At 72.3% G+C, this 18,193-nt stretch carries 17 protein-coding genes and 1 pseudogene; 9 read left to right on the top strand and 9 right to left on the bottom strand.

What is annotated here, in order from left to right:
* Positions 1–5 precede the first annotated feature (5 nt).
* Positions 6–1,322, top strand: coding sequence for a phytoene desaturase family protein (locus C9J87_RS04255; protein WP_107704832.1), 1,317 nt, complete (start codon positions 6–8; stop codon positions 1,320–1,322).
* A gap of 144 nt (positions 1,323–1,466) precedes the next feature.
* Positions 1,467–2,393, top strand: a complete 927-nt coding sequence (locus tag C9J87_RS04260) for a hypothetical protein (RefSeq protein WP_010833552.1) — start codon at positions 1,467–1,469, stop codon at positions 2,391–2,393.
* 91 nt (positions 2,394–2,484) lie between these two features.
* Here the strand turns inward: C9J87_RS04260 and C9J87_RS04265 are convergent, their stop codons facing one another.
* Both C9J87_RS04265 and metF read right to left on the bottom strand, forming a co-directional pair.
* Positions 2,485–3,090: an SIMPL domain-containing protein gene (locus C9J87_RS04265; protein ID WP_107704833.1), complete on the bottom strand. Its 606-nt coding sequence runs from the start codon at positions 3,088–3,090 to the stop codon at positions 2,485–2,487.
* A gap of 17 nt (positions 3,091–3,107) precedes the next feature.
* Positions 3,108–3,998: a methylenetetrahydrofolate reductase [NAD(P)H] gene (gene metF, locus C9J87_RS04270; protein WP_036490970.1), complete on the bottom strand. Its 891-nt coding sequence runs from the start codon at positions 3,996–3,998 to the stop codon at positions 3,108–3,110.
* 63 nt (positions 3,999–4,061) lie between these two features.
* On the opposite strand from metF, the gene C9J87_RS04275 reads away from it, so the two are divergent.
* Positions 4,062–5,129 (top strand): polyprenyl synthetase family protein, encoded by a 1,068-nt coding sequence (locus tag C9J87_RS04275; RefSeq protein ID WP_107704834.1) that lies wholly within the window; start codon positions 4,062–4,064, stop codon positions 5,127–5,129.
* A 157-nt stretch (positions 5,130–5,286) separates the two neighbouring features.
* Here C9J87_RS04275 and C9J87_RS04280 read toward each other — a convergent pair whose 3' ends face one another.
* Genes C9J87_RS04280 through C9J87_RS04290 form a run of 3 tightly spaced genes read right to left on the bottom strand, consistent with a single transcriptional unit; the run spans position 5,287 to position 6,588 of the window.
* Positions 5,287–5,730, bottom strand: coding sequence for a barstar family protein (locus C9J87_RS04280; protein WP_010833556.1), 444 nt, complete (start codon positions 5,728–5,730; stop codon positions 5,287–5,289).
* A 4-nt stretch (positions 5,731–5,734) separates the two neighbouring features.
* Positions 5,735–6,205, bottom strand: a complete 471-nt coding sequence (locus C9J87_RS04285; RefSeq protein ID WP_107704835.1) for a ribonuclease domain-containing protein — start codon at positions 6,203–6,205, stop codon at positions 5,735–5,737.
* Positions 6,205–6,588: an Rv2175c family DNA-binding protein gene (locus C9J87_RS04290; protein ID WP_010833558.1), complete on the bottom strand. Its 384-nt coding sequence runs from the start codon at positions 6,586–6,588 to the stop codon at positions 6,205–6,207. The genes C9J87_RS04285 and C9J87_RS04290 overlap by 1 nt, the downstream gene beginning before the upstream one ends.
* 139 nt (positions 6,589–6,727) lie before the next feature.
* Here C9J87_RS04290 and pknB point away from each other — a divergent pair, with 139 nt between their 5' ends.
* From pknB to C9J87_RS04305, 3 genes are all read left to right on the top strand, one after another.
* Positions 6,728–8,782, top strand: coding sequence for a Stk1 family PASTA domain-containing Ser/Thr kinase (pknB, locus tag C9J87_RS04295; protein WP_232819828.1), 2,055 nt, complete (start codon positions 6,728–6,730; stop codon positions 8,780–8,782).
* 10 nt (positions 8,783–8,792) lie between these two features.
* On the top strand, positions 8,793–9,929 hold the full coding sequence (locus tag C9J87_RS04300; RefSeq protein WP_107704837.1) for a PucR family transcriptional regulator: 1,137 nt from the start codon (positions 8,793–8,795) through the stop codon (positions 9,927–9,929).
* Between the two features lie 85 nt (positions 9,930–10,014).
* Positions 10,015–11,289 (top strand): NAD(P)/FAD-dependent oxidoreductase, encoded by a 1,275-nt coding sequence (locus C9J87_RS04305; RefSeq protein ID WP_107704838.1) that lies wholly within the window; start codon positions 10,015–10,017, stop codon positions 11,287–11,289.
* 156 nt (positions 11,290–11,445) lie between these two features.
* On the opposite strand, the pseudogene C9J87_RS20405 reads toward C9J87_RS04305, so the two are convergent.
* Positions 11,446–11,817 (bottom strand): annotated as a pseudogene (locus C9J87_RS20405) (acyltransferase); the annotation flags it as partial.
* Between the two features lie 208 nt (positions 11,818–12,025).
* Here C9J87_RS20405 and C9J87_RS04315 point away from each other — a divergent pair.
* From C9J87_RS04315 to C9J87_RS04325, 3 genes are read left to right on the top strand one after another with little or no spacing between them, the layout of a single operon-like run.
* Positions 12,026–12,934, top strand: coding sequence for a DMT family transporter (locus tag C9J87_RS04315; protein WP_232819829.1), 909 nt, complete (start codon positions 12,026–12,028; stop codon positions 12,932–12,934).
* 22 nt (positions 12,935–12,956) lie between these two features.
* Positions 12,957–13,739: an NADase-type glycan-binding domain-containing protein gene (locus C9J87_RS04320; protein WP_157953117.1), complete on the top strand. Its 783-nt coding sequence runs from the start codon at positions 12,957–12,959 to the stop codon at positions 13,737–13,739.
* Positions 13,740–13,745: 6 nt separating this feature from the next.
* Positions 13,746–14,234, top strand: a complete 489-nt coding sequence (locus C9J87_RS04325) for a GNAT family N-acetyltransferase (protein ID WP_010833564.1) — start codon at positions 13,746–13,748, stop codon at positions 14,232–14,234.
* A 41-nt stretch (positions 14,235–14,275) separates the two neighbouring features.
* Here C9J87_RS04325 and C9J87_RS04330 read toward each other — a convergent pair whose 3' ends face one another.
* From C9J87_RS04330 to C9J87_RS04340, 3 genes are all read right to left on the bottom strand, one after another.
* The gene (locus C9J87_RS04330; protein WP_010833565.1) at positions 14,276–15,268 is read right to left on the bottom strand and encodes a threonine aldolase family protein; all 993 of its coding nucleotides are present in this window, start codon (positions 15,266–15,268) and stop codon (positions 14,276–14,278) included.
* Between the two features lie 52 nt (positions 15,269–15,320).
* Positions 15,321–16,661 (bottom strand): class II 3-deoxy-7-phosphoheptulonate synthase, encoded by a 1,341-nt coding sequence (locus tag C9J87_RS04335; RefSeq protein ID WP_010833566.1) that lies wholly within the window; start codon positions 16,659–16,661, stop codon positions 15,321–15,323.
* Between the two features lie 66 nt (positions 16,662–16,727).
* Positions 16,728–18,179, bottom strand: coding sequence for an APC family permease (locus C9J87_RS04340; RefSeq protein ID WP_010833567.1), 1,452 nt, complete (start codon positions 18,177–18,179; stop codon positions 16,728–16,730).
* Positions 18,180–18,193 lie beyond the last annotated feature (14 nt).

Below are 18,193 nucleotides of genomic sequence, written 5' to 3' on the forward strand. Positions count from 1 at the left end.
GCCCGATGACTGAACTGCGGATCGTCGTCATCGGTGGCGGCTTCGGTGGCCTGGCCAGCGCGGCACGCCTGGCCAAGCTCGGCCACCAGGTCACCCTGCTCGAGCGCTCCACCTCCCTCGGCGGGGCCCTGCAGCCGATCAGTGCCGACGGCTTCACCTGGGACGCCGGCCCCACCACCACCTTGCTGCCGGCCGTCATCCGCGACCTGTTCCGCAAGACCGGTCGGCCGCTGGAGCGCGAGCTCGAGCTCGAGCCGCTCGAGCTGATCCGCGAGCACCGCTTCGAGGACCGCACCGTGCTGCGCCTGCCCAGCGGCTCGCGGGCCGCGCAGATCGCCGCCTTCGACCAGCTCGGCGACGGTGCGGGCGACCTCGGCGCCAGCTGGTCGGCGTACGTCGATGCGCACTCCGAGACCTGGGAGGTGCTGCGGCGCGGCTATCTCGAGCAGCCGTGGGACCCGGCCCTCTCCCCGCGCGAGCTGACCGACCTGCTCGGCAGCCGCGAGATGCTGCACAAGCGGCTGCGCCGCGACTTCAAGGACGAGCGGCTGCGCCTCGTCGCCAGCCATCCGTTCGTCATCGACGGCCACGACCTGCGCAACGTCCCGGCGTGGATGGGCGTGACGTCCTACCTCGAGCAGACCTTCGGCGCCTGGACCGTGCCCGGTGGCCTCTCCGCGATCGGTACGGCGCTGGCCGACCGGCTCGCCACGCGTGGCGTCACCGTCGAGCTGGGCACCACGGCGCTGGACATCGTGCTGCGCGACGGCCGGGCTGTCGGCGTACGCACCGCGAACGGCGACCTCGACGCCGACGCCGTGGTCTGCGCCATCGACCCGCGGCGGCTGCCCGCGCTCGCGGGGTCGGTGCACCGGACCATGCCGGCCATCCCGCCGGTCGTCGCCCACGTGGGCCTCGACGGCGACCTGCCCGACCTGCCGCACGAGGTGGTGCTGCACGGCGACCCGATGCTGGTGGTGCGCACCGGCGGCACGGCCCCCGAGGGCGGCGCCGCGTGGACGATCATCGGCCGCGGCCGCCTCGCCGAGGACGTGCTGCGGGCCCTGGCCCGGCACAAGGTCGACGTCCGCACCCACGTCGTCACCCGGATCGACCGCTCCCCGCGCGACCTCGTCGATGCCTGGGGCGGTTCGCCGCTCGGCGTGCTGTGGCAGGGCCGCGCGACGGTGCGCGACCGGCTCGGGCCGACCACCCCGGTCCCCGGTGTCTACGCCGCCGGCGCGCACGCGACCCCGGGCTCGGGGCTGCCGTTCGTCGGGCTCTCGGCTGCCCTCGTCGCGCAGGAGATCGGGCCGGCCTGAGCACTTTCGTCCACGTGGACGAAAGTGCTCGCCCGGTACGCCGCAGGGCGGGTGCTGCCGCGTGCACAACCGTCCAGACGGACGACTCTGCCCGCCTGTGGACGACGCGAGCGGGGAGCCCGGCTCGTCGGGCAATCTGGCGCCATGGCCGACGAGAAGCTCGACACGCGGCAGCCCTTCACCCGGGCTGCCGGTCTCGAGAGCGGCCTGACCCGGCGCCAGCTGATCGGTCCCGGCTTCCGCACGATCAGCCACGGGATCCTGGTCTCGGCGGAGGTCGCGGACTCACCCGGGCTGCGCACGCGAGCAGCGCTCCTTCCCTTCGGCCCGGACGCCTTCGCCAGCCACTGCTCCGCAGCCAGGGCATGGCAGGCGCCGATCGCGACCTGCCCCGACGAGCACGTCACCGTGCCCGAACCCAACGGTCGCCGGCGGCGTACGAACGTCGTCTGCCACGTCCGCTACGGCGCCACGGTCCGCGACGTCGGCGGCCTGCCCGTCTCCGACCTGGCCGACCTGTTCGTCGAGATGGCCGACGAGCTCCCCCTGGTCGAGCTCGTCGTGCTCGGTGACTGGATGCTGCGCCGCAAGGGCGTGACCCATCGACGTCTGGCGCGCGCGATCGAGGTCGCCCCGGCTTCTCGCGCGGAGCGCGCGCGACGAGCGCTGCGCTACGTCCGACGCAAGGTCGACTCGCCGATGGAGTCACGGCTGCGGATGCTGCTCGTGCTCGCGGGAATCCCGGAGCCCGAGGTCAACCGCGAGATCCGCAACGTCGACGGCGAGGTGCTGCGGCGCTTCGACCTCTGCTGGCCGGGCGTGAAGGTGATCGTGGAGTACGACGGCCGCTTCCACATCGAGCGCGAAGAGAACTGGGAGCGCGATCTCGATCGACGCGAGGCGATCGAGGAGGACCAGTGGCGCATGCTCGTGGTCGTCGCCAAGGGCATCTACAGCGACCCCGGACGCACGGTGCAGCGGGTCTGGAACGTGCTGAGCGCGCGCGGGCTCCCCGGCCTGCCCGATCGTCCGGGCGACGGCTGGCGTCCGCACTTCCCGGGGCAGGTCTGAGCAGATTCGTCCACGTGGACGAAAGTGCTCGACCCGTACGCCGCACGGCGGGTGCTGCCGCGTGCACAACCGTCCAGACGGACGACTCTGCTCAGACGAGCGACCAGGTGACGCTCAGGCTCGCGCCGACGGACGTCTCCCCCGGCTCGATCTTGGCCGACATCGCCATCGCGTCCATCCCGCGCAGGGCAGGCCCGCCGCCGGACGAGCCCTGGCCGATGGCGAGCACGTCACCGAGCGCGGCACCCGCGAGGTCGGCCAGCTGCTGGGCCTGGCGCTGCGCATCGGCGTACGCCGCCGCGACGGCCTGGTCCCGGGCCGCGGCCGGCTCCGCGACCTCGAGGGCCACCCCCTCGACGGCGAGGGCGTCACCCACGCCGGCGGTCAGCTCGTCGAGCAACGCGCCGGCGGCATCGAGGTCGGGGCAGCCGATGGCCAGCGAGTGCCGCGCCTCGAAGCCGCGCTGCTGGCCCTGGTTGTCGTGCCACGGCCAGACGTTGATGCCGGTCGTGCCGATGCGCTTCTCCTCGGTGTGGCGACGAGCGACCTCACCGATCTGCGCCGCAGCAGCCGACGACTCCGCGAAGGCCGCAGCCACCCCGGCCGCGCGGGCCACGGCGGCGACCCGGACGACGGCGGTGTCCGGGGCCACGGACGTGCTGCCCTGGCCGGTGACGGTGACGCTGCGCTCACTCATGAGCGCAACCGTAACGATCAGACCGTGATCTGCAGGGCCGCGAAGATCTCGCGCGTCGCCTTGGAGAAGTTCAGCGTGTAGAAGTGCAGGCCCGGAGCCCCGCCGTGGAGCAGGGCCTCGCACAGCTCGGTCGAGATCCGGATGCCCTCGGCGCGCAGCTCCTCGGGCGTCTCGGCGAGCGGCTCGATGCGCGCCCGCACCTCGTCGGGCATCTCGCGACCGGACAGCTCGACCATGCGGCTCATCGAGTTGAGGTTCAGGATCGGCATGATCCCCGGGATGATCGGCATGTCGACGCCCAGCGCCCGCGCCCGCTCCACCAGCGCGAAGTAGTCGCTCGCGCGCAGCACCATCTCGGTGACCGCGAACTCGGCCCCGGCGTCCTGCTTGGCCTTCAGCACCAGCGCGTCCTGCTCGAGGCTCTCGGCGCTGACGTGGCCCTCGGGGAAGGCCGCGACACCGACAGCCGCGTCGTAGTGCTCCTTGATGAAGGACACCAGGTCGGAGGCGTACTCCAGGCCGTCCTCGGCGCTGACCCACTCGGTGTGCGGTCCGCCGGGCGGGTCGCCGCGCAGCGCGAGGATGTGGGCGACGCCGGCCTCACGGTAGGCATCGAGGATCTCGGCGAGCTCGGCGCGGCTGTGACCGACGCAGGTGAGGTGGGCGACCGGCGTCAGGGAGGTCTCCCGCGCGATCCGGCCGGTGATGCGCACGGTGGTGTCGCGCGACGAGCCGCCAGCGCCGTACGTCACGGACACGAAGGTCGGACGGTAGGGCTCGAGCTCAGTGATGGCGCGCCACAGGCGCTCCTCGCCGGCCTCGTCCTTGGGCGGGAAGAACTCGAACGAGAAAGACTTCTCGCCGCTCTCGATCAGCTCGCGCATGCTGCGCCCAGGTCCACCCGTCATGGGACAAGGGTAGGTACGGGAGCGCTGTCCGAGGCAATCTGTCCACTGGCTAGGCTCCCGGGGGTGAGCGAGAACTGGGATCCGGCCGCCTTCCGCGAGCGTGTCCAGCGGGTGCTCGACGAGTTCCTCGACGAGCAGGCCGCGCGCCTGTCCCCGCTGGGTGACGACGCCGCCCGCCTCGTCGCGGAGGCCCGCACGTCGGTCACCGGCGGCAAGCGGTTCCGGGCGGCATTCTGCTACTGGGGTTTCCGTGCGATCCAGCCCGACCTCACCGACGACACCGCGCTCGTCCGCGCGTGCGCGGCCCTCGAGCTGCTGCACGCCAGCGCCCTCGTCCACGACGACTTCATGGACGCCTCCGACACCCGCCGCGGTCGCCCCGCGACCCACCGCGCCTTCGAGGCCGAGCACCGCGAGGCCGGGTGGACCGGCGATCCGGAGCAGTACGGCGCCGCGGCGGCCATCCTCCTCGGCGACCTGTTGCTCGGCTGGGCCGGCGACATGCTGCGGCACTGCGGACTCCCGAGCGAGCGGGTCGACGCCGGGCTCGTCATGTTCGAGCTGTGCCGCACCGAGGTGATCGCGGGCCAGTTCCTCGACGTCTCGGTGCAGGCGCGCGCCCACGCCGACGTCGACACCGCCATGACGGTGCTGCGCTACAAGTCGGCGAAGTACTCCATCGAGCGCCCCCTCGACATCGGGGCCGCGCTGGCCGGCGCGACGCCGGAGCAGCTCAGCGACCTGTCCCGCTTCGGGCTGCCCCTGGGCGAGGCCTTCCAACTGCGCGACGACCTGCTCGGTGTGTACGGCGACCCGGCGGTCACCGGCAAGCCCGCGGGCGACGACCTCGTCGAGGGCAAGCGCACGGTCCTGGTCGCGATGGCCCTCGACGCCGCCGAGCCGGCAGACGCTGAGCTGCTGCACACCTCGCTCGGCAGCCCGCTCGACGAGGCTGCCGTCGCCGAGCTGCGCCGGATCATCGACGCCTCGGGCGCGCACGCCCAGGTGGAGCGGCTGATCGAGTCGCTGGCCGCCCAGGCCGTCACGGCGCTGGACCGCACGACCATCGGCGAGCACGCCCGCGGCGTACTCACCGATCTCGCGTCCGCCGCGACGCAGCGGACGGTCTGACGCGGGGGCTCTCCGGCTCCCCGGGCGTAGTCCGGGGCGTAGTCAAGTGCGACTTTGTGGTGATCTGCGTGATCGACCACAAGCTCTCACTTGACTACCCAACGAGCGCCAGCCGACCCGCGCCAGCGTCAGCCAACCCGCGGCAGCCGACCCACACTCAGTCGAGCGAGGCGATCTCCGCGACCTCGGGGCCCTCGCCGCGCAGCAGCACCGAGAAGGGCACGCCGCGGTCGGTGTGGACCCGCGAGCCCAGGACGCTCAGCGCGATGTTGAACGCCTTCTCGTCGGTGCGCGCGAGGGTGCTCCAGCCGTCCCAGAGGAGCACGACGCCCGCCTGGCCGGCGCCAATGTCGTGGAGGCAGTCGGCGAGCGCGTCGAAGTTCTGGCCGTAGTGCTCGGGGAAGCCGAGGGCCTCCCCCACAGCGGCGAGGAACTCGGCCTTCGTGCCGCCCAGCCAGCCGTCGACGTGGGCGAAGCCGAAGCCTGCGTGCTCGACGGTGTGCTGCACGTCGGCGACGTCGAAGGCGCCGTGCCACTGGTAGATGCCCGGCTGCGCCTCGCCGTGGATGAGTCCGGCCAGAAGTCCAGCAAGTCCGCTCATGTCGTCACCTGTCGATCCGGGAGAAGGACGAGTAGTGGTCGTCGGTCCAGTAGAACTCGCCGTTGGAACCGGTCACGATCCGCCGCGCTCCGCGGTGGCTCAGGCCCGGTGTCTCGACGGTGTACTCGCGGTAGTAGCCGCGGTCCTGGTCGGGCAGGATCCCCTCGAAGTTGCCGAAGGTGCCGTCGTCCTCGTCGTGGGGGTAGGGCCCGCCCGCGTCGATGAGCGCCAGCGTCTCGCCCGCCTCAGGCGGCAGGTCGCCGACCTGGACGATCGGCAGCCCGCTGTCGGGATCGGTGCCGGACGAGCCGGGCGAGCCGGTCGACTGCGGCGACTGCGGCGACGAGGTCGACGTGTCCCGGGCCCGGTCCTGGCTCGGAGCGGTGTCGTTGTTCTGGATCCACCACACAGCCGCGAGCAGGACGATCGTGATGATCGTGGTGAGCACCTTGCGGCGCTGGGGCGTGAGCTGCATCAGAAGCCCAGCACCTGCGCGCGCCGCTTGACCTCCGTGCCGCGGTTCTCCCGCAGGGCGTCGATCGGGCGACCGGGGTAGTCGTCGTCGGTGAAGATCCAGGCGATGCACTCGCGGTCCTCGAACTTGCGGTCGTGGAGCATGACCAGCAGCCCGGAGAGGCCCTTGACGATCTCCCCGTCCTGGAAGAACGCAGCCGGCACCGAGGGCGGGACACCGGGCTTGGGCACGGCGGCGGCGATCTCGTGGTCCTTGATCATGGTGCGGACCTTGGCCGGCGTGACGCCGAGGAGCTGGGCGGCCTCGTTCCAGTCGAGCCACTCGTCGACGAGGGCGTCGAGATCGGCTTCGGCCAGCGGAACAGGGTTGTCAGAGGACGTCATGGCACCCAGTATCCCCGCCCGGAGCGGCAGCCCGCGACTCCGCGCCACGCCGGGACAGGCTCGCGCGGCCCGCTTCCTCGCCGGGGTTTCGTACGATGGAGCACCGGATCCTTCCCCGTCCGGCGATGGAGGTCGAGCAGTGGAGTCACCCGAGCACGCCCGCGCTGCGGGTCGAGCGGTCCCTGACGCGCTCGTCGGGCGACTCCTCGACCGGCGATATCGCATCGGCCCCCGCATCGCGCGCGGCGGCATGGCCAGTGTCTACGAGGCCACCGACATCCGGCTCGACCGGACCGTCGCGGTCAAGGTCATGCACCCCGGGCTCGGCGACGACGACGACTTCGCGCAGCGCTTCGTCCGCGAGGCGCGCGCCGCCGCCCGGCTCAACCACCCGCACGTCGTGGGCGTCTACGACCAGGGCGACGACGACGGCGTGGTCTTCCTGGCGATGGAGTACGTCCCCGGCCACACGCTGCGCGACGTCATCCGCAAGGAGTCGCCGATGACGCCGGCCCGGGCGCTGTCGCTGCTCGAGCCGGTCGTCTCCGCGCTCGCCGCCGCCCACCGCGCCGGCCTGATCCACCGCGACGTGAAGCCGGAGAACGTCCTGATCGGCGACGAGGCCCACGGCGGTCGCGTGAAGGTCGCCGACTTCGGCCTCGCCAAGGCCGTCAGCGCCGACACCCAGCACACCGCGACCGGCGGCGTCCTGATCGGCACCGTCTCCTACCTCGCACCCGAGCTCGTCGTCGACGGCCGCGCCGATGCCCGCGCCGACGTCTATGCCGCCGGCGTCGTCCTCTACGAGCTCCTCACCGGCAACAAGCCCCACGAGGGCGAGAGCCCGATCCAGGTCGCCTACCGCCACGTCCACGAGGACGTCCCGCCGCCGTCGGAGGCCGCGCCCGGCATCCCGGCGTACGTCGATGCGCTGGTCGCCCGCTCCACGGCCCGCGACAGGTCCCAGCGACCGGCCGACGCCAGCGTCCTCCTGCACCAGATCCACCGCGTCGCCCAGGCCCTGCGGGACGGGATCCTGCACGACCCCAAGCTCACCGCCGACCTCGCGCTCGCGCCGACCCACGCGGACACCGACAACCAGGACGACGAGAGCAACGACACCGCACCGGAGCCGTTCGACCCGATCGCGATGGCCAACTACCGCGAGACCAGCGACGCGACCTCCGACCACGTGCACACGACCGCGATCGAGCAGCTGCCCGCACCCGTCGCCGCCCAGGCGGCGCGCCCGCCCGCACCGCGCAGGCCCGCGACGCCGGCTCCTGTCGACACGGTCGCCCGCAAGCGCTCGGTGAAGGGGCCGCTGTCCTTCCTGCTGGTGGTCCTGCTGCTCGCCGGCGTCGGTGTGGGCGCCTGGTGGTTCGGCTTCGCCCGCTACACCACGACGCCCGGCGTCCTCGGCGTCACCGAGGCGGCCGCGACCTCGCAGCTCGACCGCGCCGGGCTCGGCGTCGAGGTCGGGACGCCGCGGTTCTCCGAGACGGTCGAGGCGGGACTGGTGCTGGGCTCCGACCCGGAGCCCGGCGAGCGGGTGCTCAAGGACGGCACCGTGACGCTGGTCGTGTCCCTGGGCCCGGAGCGCTACGACGTACCCCCACTCAAGGGGATGACCGAGGACCAGGCGCAGGACGCCATCGCCGCGGGCAACCTGGCGTTCGGCGACAGTGTCGAGAAGTTCAGCGACTCCGTGCCGGCCGGATCGGTGATGCGCAGCGACCCACCCGCGGGCACGACGGTCAAGCCCGACACCCCCGTCGACCTGGTGGTCAGCAAGGGCCGCCGGCCGATCGAGATCTCCGACTGGACCGGCAAGGACGCCGACAAGGCGATCGCGGCGCTGGAGAAGCGCAACCTCGCCGTCGAGGTCACCGGCGAGGAGTTCAGCGACACGGTCGCCGAGGGGTCGGTGATCTCGCAGAACCCCACGACCGGCCCGCTCTTCAAGGGCGACGAGGTCCAGCTCGTCGTGTCCAAGGGCCCCGAGCTGGTCGAGGTGCCGCGCGTGATCGCGATGGGGGTCGAGGCGGCCACCGAGAAGCTGGAGGCCCTCGGCTTCCAGGTCGCGGTCGAGAACTCCGACAGCTACATCGGTGTCGGCTTCGTGTTCAGCACGTCCCCCGACGCCGGTGACATGGTCGCCAAGGGCAGCACGATCACCCTCTATCTGATCTAGGGTGCGGCCCATGGCCGAGACCCTGGGCGACCTCTTCGACCTGGCGCAGGACCTGGCCCGGCTGGTGGGTTCGCCGATCACCATCGAGGACCGCGACACCGTGGTCATCGCCTACGGCGGCGAGCACAGCGCGGCCGACCAGGCGCGGGTCGAGACGATCCTCAACCGGCAGGTCCCGGCGAAGTACCGCGACGCGATCGCCGCCGCCGGCGTCTTCGACCAGCTGCGCACCACCGACGACGTCATCCTCGTCGACCTGCCCGAGGTCAGCCTGACGGCGAGGGCGGTGGTGGCACTGCGCCACGAGGGTGAGCTGCTCGGCTCCGTCTGGGCTGCGGTCGGCGGCCCGCCGACGGACCACCAGGTCGACGTCCTCCGCACCGCCGCGCCCGTGATCGCCCGCCAGGTGCTGCATGCCCGCCGCGTCGCCGGCCAGGCCGCGCGGGGGCGCGACGACCAGCTCGAGCTGCTGCTCGCCGGCGGGGAGTCCGCGGTTGCTGCCGCCCAGGACGCCGGCCTCGCAGATCCGCTCGTCGTCATCGCGATCCGCGGCGAGGACCCCGACGCGGCGGTCGACCTGGCAGGCGCGCTGGCACTGCACCTGAGCGCCGTCTGCCCCGACGCCGCCTGCGCCCTCCAGGGCGACACCCTCCTCTGCGTGGTGGGCGCGACCTCCGGGCGTCGCCTCGTCACCGACTTCCTGGCCCGGGTCCCGGGCGGTCGCGGCGTCGTGGCCGGCGTCGGCGTGGCCGTCCCCGCGGCCGACCTGCCCCACTCGCGGGCGGCGGCGACCGACGTGGTCCGCGCCCTCCTGCGACGCGGCGAACCGGGCCGCTGCGCCGAGCTCCCCGAGGTCTATGCCGACGTCATGGTCGACCGCCTGCGCGGGTTCTTGTCGACGTACGGCGAAGCGAGCCCGCTCACCAGGCTGACGGCCTATGACGACCAGCACGACACGGCGCTGGTCGAGGCGATCGACGGCTACCTCGACGCGTCGGGCAACGTGCTGGCCGCGGCGGACGCCTTGCACCTGCACCCCAACACGATCCGCAACCGGCTGCGGCGAGCACGCGAGTCGTGCGGCGTCGACGCGGACGACCCGGCGACCCGGCTGGCGCTGATGGTGCACCTCCAGGCGCGCCGCTGACCCTTGTGCGATTGCACAAGGACGGTGTCGAAACCGTGGCCGCAACGCCACGGCACACCCCGCCCGCCCGTTCGAGGATGTGACCATGGCCACCTCCCAGTCCCCTCAGCACGTCGTCGTCATCGGTGCCGGCATGGTCGGTCTCTCGACCGCCTGGTTCCTCCAGCGTGAGGGCGTCGAGGTCACCGTCGTCGACCGCTACGACGTCGCCGCGGGCGCGTCGTGGGGCAACGCCGGGTGGCTGGCCCCGGCCCTGACCCTGCCGCTGCCGGAGCCCGCCATCCTGGCCACTGGCGTCCGGGCGGCCCTGAGCCCGTCGTCGCCCGTCTACGTGCCGCTGAGCGCCAACCCGCGGCTGCTGCGGTTCCTCGTCGGCTTCGCCCGGCACTGCACCGACAAGCACTGGCGCCGGGCGATGGGTGTCTTCAACGAGGCCAACGCGGTCGCGCTCGACGCCTACGCCGAGATGGCCGGCGCCCCGGGCGACGTCGCGGTCGACGCCCCCACCAAGCCGGCCACCCCGTTCCTCGCCGCCTTCGCCTCCGAGGCCGACCGCGAGGTGCTGGTCGAGGAGTTCCGCCGGGTCAACGCGGCTGGCGGCTCGACCGACTACACGCTGCTCGACCACGACGCCGTGCACGCCCTCGAGCCCGCGCTCGGCGACGGCGTGCAGTGCGGGGTGACGATGAACGGGCAGCGCTACATCAACCCCGGCGAGTTCGTGCACGCCCTGGCCGGAGCCGTGAAGACCGGCGGTGGCCAGGTCGTCACCGGGCGGTCCGCCACCGCGGTCACGCAGCGCGGCGACCGGGCCGAGGTCCGCTTCAGCGACGGCAGCACGATCGACGCCGATGCCGTCGTCGTCGCCAACGGCACCTGGCTCGGCCAGCTCGCCCGCCCCCACGGCGTGCGCACGATCGTGCAGGCGGGCCGGGGCTACAGCTTCACCGTGCACCCCGACGAAGCGCCGAGGAACCCGCTCTACCTCCCCACGCAGCGCGTCGCGTGCACGCCGCTCGGCGGGCCCACCGACGGTCTCCGCGTCGCCGGGATGATGGAGTTCCGCAAGCCCGGCGCCCCGCTGGACCCGCGCCGGATCAAGGCGATCGTCGACGCCGCGACCCCGATGTTCCGAGGGGTCGACTGGGAGGCGCGCACCGACGAGTGGGTCGGCTCGCGGCCCTGCACCGCCGACGGCCTGCCCGTCGTGGGGCGCACGAAGTCGTCACGCGTCTACGTCGCCGGCGGCCACGGGATGTGGGGCATCGCCCTGGGCCCGCTGACCGGCAAGCTCCTCGCCGAGCAGGTCGCCCACGACCGCACCCCCGAGCTCCTGCGGCACTTCGACCCGCTGCGCTGACCCGGACAGGAACTCTTCGACCTCGGCGGGTGTCACCACCGGCCGGGACGGGTGCCGACCGTCCGGGCTGACCCACTCGTCGCCGACGAGGCTGCGCAGCACGCGCGCCGGCACGCCCCCCACGACTGCGTGGTCGGGGACGTCGCCACGGACCACCGAGCCGGCCGCGACGACGACGTTGCGGCCGATGCTGGTGCCCGGGAGGATGATCGCGCCGTGGCCGATCCAGGTGCCGTCGCCGATGCGCACCGGCCGGTGCTCGCCGAGCTGCAGCCCGATCGGGGTGTGCGGGTCCTGGTAGCCGTGGCTGACGTCGGAGACGAACACGTCCTGGCCGAGCCACACGTCGTCACCGACCACGATCGACTCGTGCGCGGTCAGGCTGGTGCGAGCGCCGATCACGCAGCGGTCGCCGATGACGAGGCCGCGGGCCGGGCGCGACGAGTCGTCGTCGCCGTACCCCACGGACAGGGTGCAGTGCCGCCCGACCAGGGTGCCGGCCCCGATGTGGATCGACGAGGCTCCCATCACGGTGGCGGGCGGGAAGGCGATGCAGCTGCTCTCGTCGAGGCTGCCGAACGCGTCCGCGCGCGGGCTGCCGGGCACGATCGCGCCGACCTGCTCCACCCAGTCGCGGCCGGCGTGGACGGCCCGGTGCAGCAGGCGGCGGGTGACGGACACCGGGCGAATCTAGCGCAGTGGCGGACCGGGGAACCCCGATCCCTAGACTCCCCGGGTGAGTCCCGAGAGCAGTGTCCCGTCGCGGCGGGTGTCCTGGCTCGCGGCGCTCGCGCTGCTGGCGATGACGGCGTGCTGGGGCAGCACCTTCTTCCTGATCAAGGACCTGCTCGACCGGGTGCCGACGCTCGACTTCCTGGCGGTCCGGTTCGCGATCGCGGCCGCCGCGATGCTGCTGGTCGCCCCGCGCGCGATCGCCCGCCTCTCCCCCACCGTCCGCCGGCACGCGGTCGTGCTGGGCCTGCTCTACGGCGTCGCCCAGATCCTGCAGACGGCCGGCCTCGCCCACACGCCGGCGAGCGTCAGCGGCTTCATCACCGGCATGTACGTCGTCTGCACGCCGCTGTTCGCGGCCTGGATCCTGCACACCCGCATCGGGCTGGTCACGTGGGCGGCGGTCGCGCTGGCCGCTGCCGGCCTGGGCGTGCTGACCCTCGGCGGCCTCAGTCTCGGGTACGGCGAGGCGATCACGCTCGTCGCCGCGATGCTCTACGCGCTGCACATTGTGGGGCTCGGCGCCTGGTCCTCGGCGCGCGACGCGCTCGGCATGTCGATCCTGCAGATCATCGTGATCGCCGCGATCTGCTTCGTCGCGACGGTCCCCGACGGCATCGTGCTCCCGGGCAACGGGCGCGACTGGCTCTCACTCGTCTACATGGCGATCTTCGCGGGCGCACTGGCGATGCTCGGCCAGACCTGGGCGCAGGCCCACCTGCCGCCGACCCGCACCGCGATCATCATGAGCATGGAGCCGGTGTTCGCGGCGACCTTCGCCGTCGCGCTCGGCGGTGAGGGCATCACGCCCCGGCTGCTGGTCGGTGGTGCGATGGTGCTGAGCGCCATGCTGGTCGTCGAGCTCGTGCCCCGTCGGCACATCGAGGCCGAAGTCACGCACATCGCGGTCTGAACGGGCCCGTAGGCTTGGGCCCGTGACAACTTGTGCCCGCTGCGGCCACGATCTCGGGGTCGGCCGCTTCTGCCTCAACTGCGGCCACCCGGTCGGCGAGCCCGTTCCCGCCGGCGAACCACTCCGCGTCTCCCCCGACGACGCCCCGCTGCCCGATCAGGCGGCCACGGAGGTGCCGCCCTGGGCGCCGTGGGCGATCGGCGCGCTCCTCGTCGTCATCCTCTTCTCCGTCCTGTCCTCCTGTCTCGGCGGCGACGACGAGGACGAGCCGCGGGGCGAGCGCGCGACCCGGACCTCGGAGAAGACTGCGCCGCGCGCGGTCGACCTGACGAGCACGCTCGAGGTCACCGCGCCACCGGCGGCCCCGGCCACCACCGACCTCGACGGCCGGCTCGTCGACTACGACCCCAGCCACATGCTCGACGCGACCCCGTCGACCGCCTGGCGCACGGCGGGCGACGCCTCCGGCGAGACCATCAGCTTCACCCTGCCCGAGCCGAGCACGATCCGGCGGGTCGGGATCCTCAACGGCTATGCCAAGCAGGTGCCGAGCGGGTCCGGCCTCGTGGACTGGTATCCCCACAACCGGCGCATCACGGCCGTCGAGTGGGCCTTCGACGACGGCACCGTGGTCCGGCAGGACCTGAGGGAGAAGGCCAAGCTGCAGCGGTTGACCATCGACCCCGTGACCACCTCCACCGTGCAGCTGCGGCTTCTCGCCGTGACGCCGCCCGGGGCCGGCGTGCTCGGTCGCGACTACACCGCGATCAGCGACGTCCTGGTCGCCGGCACACCGGCGGCCTGACACCTCGTGCCCCGCACCGTCATCACCGCGATCACCGACGCGGAGCAGCGCGCCGCCGCGGCCGGGATCTGGGCGGCGGCTCGACGCGCCGGCGGCCGCACCCCCGCGCCGGGTCGCCAGGAGCGGATCGCGGAGAAGCTCGCCTCCAGTGACGTGGCCCTGCTGGCGACGTACGGCGACAAGCCGGCCGGCATGATCGTGGCCGAGCCCTACCTCGAGGACGACGTCGTCGACCCGACCTGCGGCCACATCTCGATGGTCTTCGTCGAGCCGGGCTACTGGGGCAGCGGCATCGGCGGTGCCCTCGTCCGCGCCCTGCAGGCACCGCCCGCGGGCCAGGCCTGGACGCGGCTGAGCGTGTGGACGCGCGACGACAACCGGCGCGCGCTGCGGCTCTACGACTCCTGCGGCTTCGTCGACACCGGCGACCGGGTCACCCTGCACGAGGGCGACCAGATCAACCGGCTGGAGTGGCGGGCCTCAGCCGCCGGGTGAGCAGGCGCGCGCCAACGCCGTGTCGAAACCCAGGACCACGCCTACAGCTTCGCGAGGATCGAGGCAGCCTTCTTCGCATCGGCCCGCGACACGTCGAGGTGCGTGACGATGCGTACGGCGCGGGGCCCGACCGCGGAGATCCGCACCCCCGCCTCGGCGGCAGCCTCGACGAACGCACCGGCGTCGGTGCGGGGCAGCACGACGATGTTGGTGTCGACGGTGGCCGGGTCCAGGCCGCACGCCTCGGCCAGCAGCCGGGCGTGCGCGTGGTCGTCGGCCAGCCGCTCGACGTGGTGGTCGAGCGCGTGCAGGCCGGCCGCGGCCAGGATGCCGGTCTGCCGCATCCCGCCCCCGAGCCGCTTGCGCCAGATCCGCGCCTCGGCGATGGCGTCGGCCGAGCCGACCATGAGCGAGCCCACCGGGGCGCCGAGCCCCTTGGAGAGGCACACGGCGAGGACGTCGGCGACGGCGCCGTACTCGTGCAAGGGCGTGCCGGTCGCGACGTGCGCGTTCCAGAGCCTCGCCCCGTCGAGGTGGATCTTCGTGCGGGTGGGCACCGCCCACGCGTGCAGCGCCTGCAGGTCGGTCAGCGGGAGGACCGTGCCGCCGGCGAAGTTGTGGGTGTTCTCGACCGAGACTGCGGTCGTGCGCACGAAGAAGGACCCCATGTCGGGAGCGAACAGCGCGTCGATGGCGGCCAGGTCGATCTGGCCGCGGTGGTGGGACCACGTGCGCATCGTCAGCCCGGTGATCGCACCGTGCGCGCCCAGCTCGGCCCGGGCGATGTGCGCCGAGGACTCGCACAACACCTCCTGGCCGACACCGACCAGCGAGCGGACGGCCAGCACGTTGGCCAGCGATCCCGTCGGGGTGAACAGCGCTGCCTCGTGCCCGAAGAGCTCGGCCACGCGCTCCTCCAGGCGGCGCGTGGTGGGGTCCTCGGCATAGACGTCGTCGCCGACCTCGGCCTTCGCCATGGCGGCGCGCATGTCCGACGTCGGGGTGGTCAGGGTGTCGGAGCGGAGGTCGATCATGTGCCCCAACCTAGCGACCGTCCGCGGCCGACGTCGGGGCGGCGGCGCAGGCTCAGGCCTGCTTCGCCCGCAGCATCTCCGCGACGAGGAACGCCAGCTCGAGCGACTGCACGCGGTTGAGGCGCGGGTCGACGACCGACTCGTAGCGGTGGGCCAGACGGTGCTCGTCGATCTCCTCGCCGCCACCGACGATCTCGGTGACGTCGTCGCCGGTCATCTCGACCATCATCCCGCCGGGGACGGTGCCGAGCGCGCGGTGCACGTCGAAGAAGCCCTGGATCTCGTTGAGCACGTCGTCGAAACGGCGGGTCTTGTAGCCCGTCGACGCCTCGAAGGTGTTGCCGTGCATCGGGTCGCTGACCCAGGCCACCTGCACGCCCTCGGCGGTGACCTTCTCGACCAGCGGCGGCAGGCCGTCGCGGATCTTCTCGGCACCGAAGCGGGTGATGAAGGTGAGCCGGCCGGCCTCGTTGGCGGGGTTGAGCTTGGCGGCCAGCGACAGCGCGTCGTCGGCGGTCGCGGACGGGCCGAGCTTGCAGCCGATGGGGTTGCGGATGTGGCGGAAGTACTCCACGTGGGCGCCGTCGAGCTGGCGCGTGCGCTCGCCGATCCAGACCATGTGGGCCGACACGTTGTAGGGCAGCTCGGTGCGCGAGTCGATGCGCGTCATCGCGTGCTCGTAGTCGAGCAGCAGCGCCTCGTGGCTGGAGTGGAAGTCGACCCGGTGGAACTCGTCCGGGTCGGCGCCGATCGCCTTCATGAACGTCAGGGCCCGCTCGATCTCGCCGGCCATCAGCTCGTAGCGCTGGGCGTAGGGCGACTCGCGGACGAAGTCGTTGTTCCAGGTGTGCACCTGGCGCAGGTCGGCGTAGCCACCGGTCACGAAGGCGCGCACGAGGTTGAGCGTCGCGGCCGAGGCGTTGTAGACGTCGACGAGCCGCTGCGGGTCGGGGATGCGCGACTCGGGCGTGAACTCGAAGCCGTTGACCGCGTCACCGCGGTAGGCCGGCAGGGTGACGCCGTCGCGGGTCTCGGTGTCGCTCGAGCGGGGCTTGGCGTACTGCCCGGCCAGGCGGCCGACCTTCACGACCGGCACGGACGCGGCGTACGTCAGCACCACGGCCATCTGCAGCATCACGCGCAGCTTGTTGCGGACGTTGTCGGCCGTCACCTCGGCGAAGGTCTCGGCGCAGTCGCCACCGGCGAGCAGGAAGGCCTCGCCCCGGCTGACCGCCGCGATCTTGTCCTTGAGGTCGTCGCACTCCCCCGCAAACACCAGCGGCGGCGACTTCCGGAGCTTCGCGACCGCGGTGTCCACCGCGGCGCTGTCGGGGTAGGTCGGCTGCTGGGCAGGCTGCAGGGCACGCAACTGCTCGAGGGACGGGATGCTCACTCCCCAAGGGTACGGCGCAGGCCGCCCGACCGCGGCTTCGTGACCGGTGGGCGGGCGGCCGAGCGGCTACTCCCCCAGGTGGTCGATGTCGCGGAAGCCGGTCTTCTTCGCCCGGACGCCGCGGTTGGTCAGCCACGTCAGCACCCACAGGACGACGCCGATGACGAGCATTCCCGCGGCGACCTGGTAGACGATCGCCTCCCTCTGGCCCCACGGGATGGCGATCAGCGCGATCGACAGCAGCGCGGCGAGGACCGGCGTCGGGCCGGGCGAGCGGAAGAACCCCTCGCCGGGATCGCGGCGCAGCACCAGGCAGGCGACGTTGACGACGGTGAACACCGCGAGCAGCAGCAGCGCCGTGGTCGTCGAGAGGTTGGTGACCACGGGACTGTCGGACTGGCTGGCGACGTAGCCGATGAGGCCGAGGGCCAGGACGGTCGAGAACAGGATGCCGACCCACGGCGCCCGGGTCCGGGGTGACACCTTGCCCAGGCTGCGCGGCAGCACGTCCTGCCGGGCCAGGCCGTAGAGCAGCCGGCTGGCCATCAACATGTTGATCAGCGCGGTGTTGGCGACGGCGAAGACGGCCAGGAACGGGAACACCTTGTCGATCGGGAAGTCGGGAGAGCCCTTGCTGACGACCTCCAGCAGGGCACGACCCTCGGACTCGTTGATCGTCTCCAGCTCGCCCGGCGTGAGCACGGCGACCACGGCCAGGGCCACCAGCATGTAGATGAGCACGGCGATCCCGAGGCCGGTGAGCATCGTGCGCGGGAAGATCTTCTGCGGCTCGTGGCACTCCTCGACCATGTTGACCGAGTCCTCGAAGCCGACCATCGCGAAGAACGCGATCGAGGTGGCGAGCGTGATCGCCATGAACATGCCCTTGTCACCGACGTCGTTGAAGGTGGTGATCCGTGAGAAGTCGCCGTCACCTCGGGCCATGGCCCAGAAGCCGACCCCGATCACGATCGCCAGCGCGGTCATCTCGATGAGCGTGAGCACGACGTTGAACTTCACGGACTCGCCGACGCCGCGCAGGTTGATCAGCGCCAGCAGCACCATGAAGCCCATCGCGATCGCCGTGATGACGCCGGTGCCGGGCAGCGCGTCGAGCCAGCCGTTGACGACCAGCCCGCCCGTGAGGTTCTGGGCCAGCACGTTGGCCGACGTCGACGCGCTCGTGATGCCGGAGCAGACCACCGCGAAGGCGACGAGGAAGGTGACGAAGTGGATGCCGAAGGCCTTGTGGGTGTAGAGCGCGGCGCCCGCGGCCTGGGGATACTTCGTGACGAGCTCGAGGTAGGACAGCGCCGTCAGCGTCGCCACGACGAACGCCAGCAGGAACGGCAGCCACACGACACCGCCGACGAGGCCGGCCATCTGCCCGGTGACGGCGTAGACGCCCGCCCCGAGGATGTCGCCCACGATGAAGAGCAGCAGCAGCTTCGGGCCCATCACCCGCTTGAGCTCGAGGTTCTCGCCCTGCGGCTGGCTCTCGATGGTGTTGGCGGACATGGGCTCACACTCCT

The organism is Nocardioides allogilvus, assembly GCF_003047285.1.
GTDB classification, from domain to species: Bacteria; Actinomycetota; Actinomycetes; order Propionibacteriales; family Nocardioidaceae; genus Nocardioides; species Nocardioides allogilvus.

Excerpts from the sequence above, each read along its gene's own strand:
- C9J87_RS04260 (WP_010833552.1), top strand. The coding sequence starts at position 1,467 with ATGGCCGACGAGAAGCTCGACACGCGGCAGCCCTTCACCCGGGCTGCC.
- C9J87_RS04255 (WP_107704832.1), top strand. The coding sequence starts at position 6 with ATGACTGAACTGCGGATCGTCGTCATCGGTGGCGGCTTCGGTGGCCTG.
- C9J87_RS04285 (WP_107704835.1), bottom strand. The coding sequence starts at position 6,205 with ATGCAGCTCACGCCCCAGCGCCGCAAGGTGCTCACCACGATCATCACG.
- C9J87_RS04280 (WP_010833556.1), bottom strand. The coding sequence starts at position 5,730 with ATGAGCGGACTTGCTGGACTTCTGGCCGGACTCATCCACGGCGAGGCG.
- C9J87_RS04330 (WP_010833565.1), bottom strand. The coding sequence starts at position 15,268 with ATGATCGACCTCCGCTCCGACACCCTGACCACCCCGACGTCGGACATG.
- C9J87_RS04340 (WP_010833567.1), bottom strand. The coding sequence starts at position 18,179 with ATGTCCGCCAACACCATCGAGAGCCAGCCGCAGGGCGAGAACCTCGAG.
- C9J87_RS04290 (WP_010833558.1), bottom strand. The coding sequence starts at position 6,588 with ATGACGTCCTCTGACAACCCTGTTCCGCTGGCCGAAGCCGATCTCGAC.
- metF (WP_036490970.1), bottom strand. The coding sequence starts at position 3,998 with ATGACGGGTGGACCTGGGCGCAGCATGCGCGAGCTGATCGAGAGCGGC.
- C9J87_RS04305 (WP_107704838.1), top strand. The coding sequence starts at position 10,015 with ATGGCCACCTCCCAGTCCCCTCAGCACGTCGTCGTCATCGGTGCCGGC.
- C9J87_RS04265 (WP_107704833.1), bottom strand. The coding sequence starts at position 3,090 with ATGAGTGAGCGCAGCGTCACCGTCACCGGCCAGGGCAGCACGTCCGTG.
- C9J87_RS04300 (WP_107704837.1), top strand. The coding sequence starts at position 8,793 with ATGGCCGAGACCCTGGGCGACCTCTTCGACCTGGCGCAGGACCTGGCC.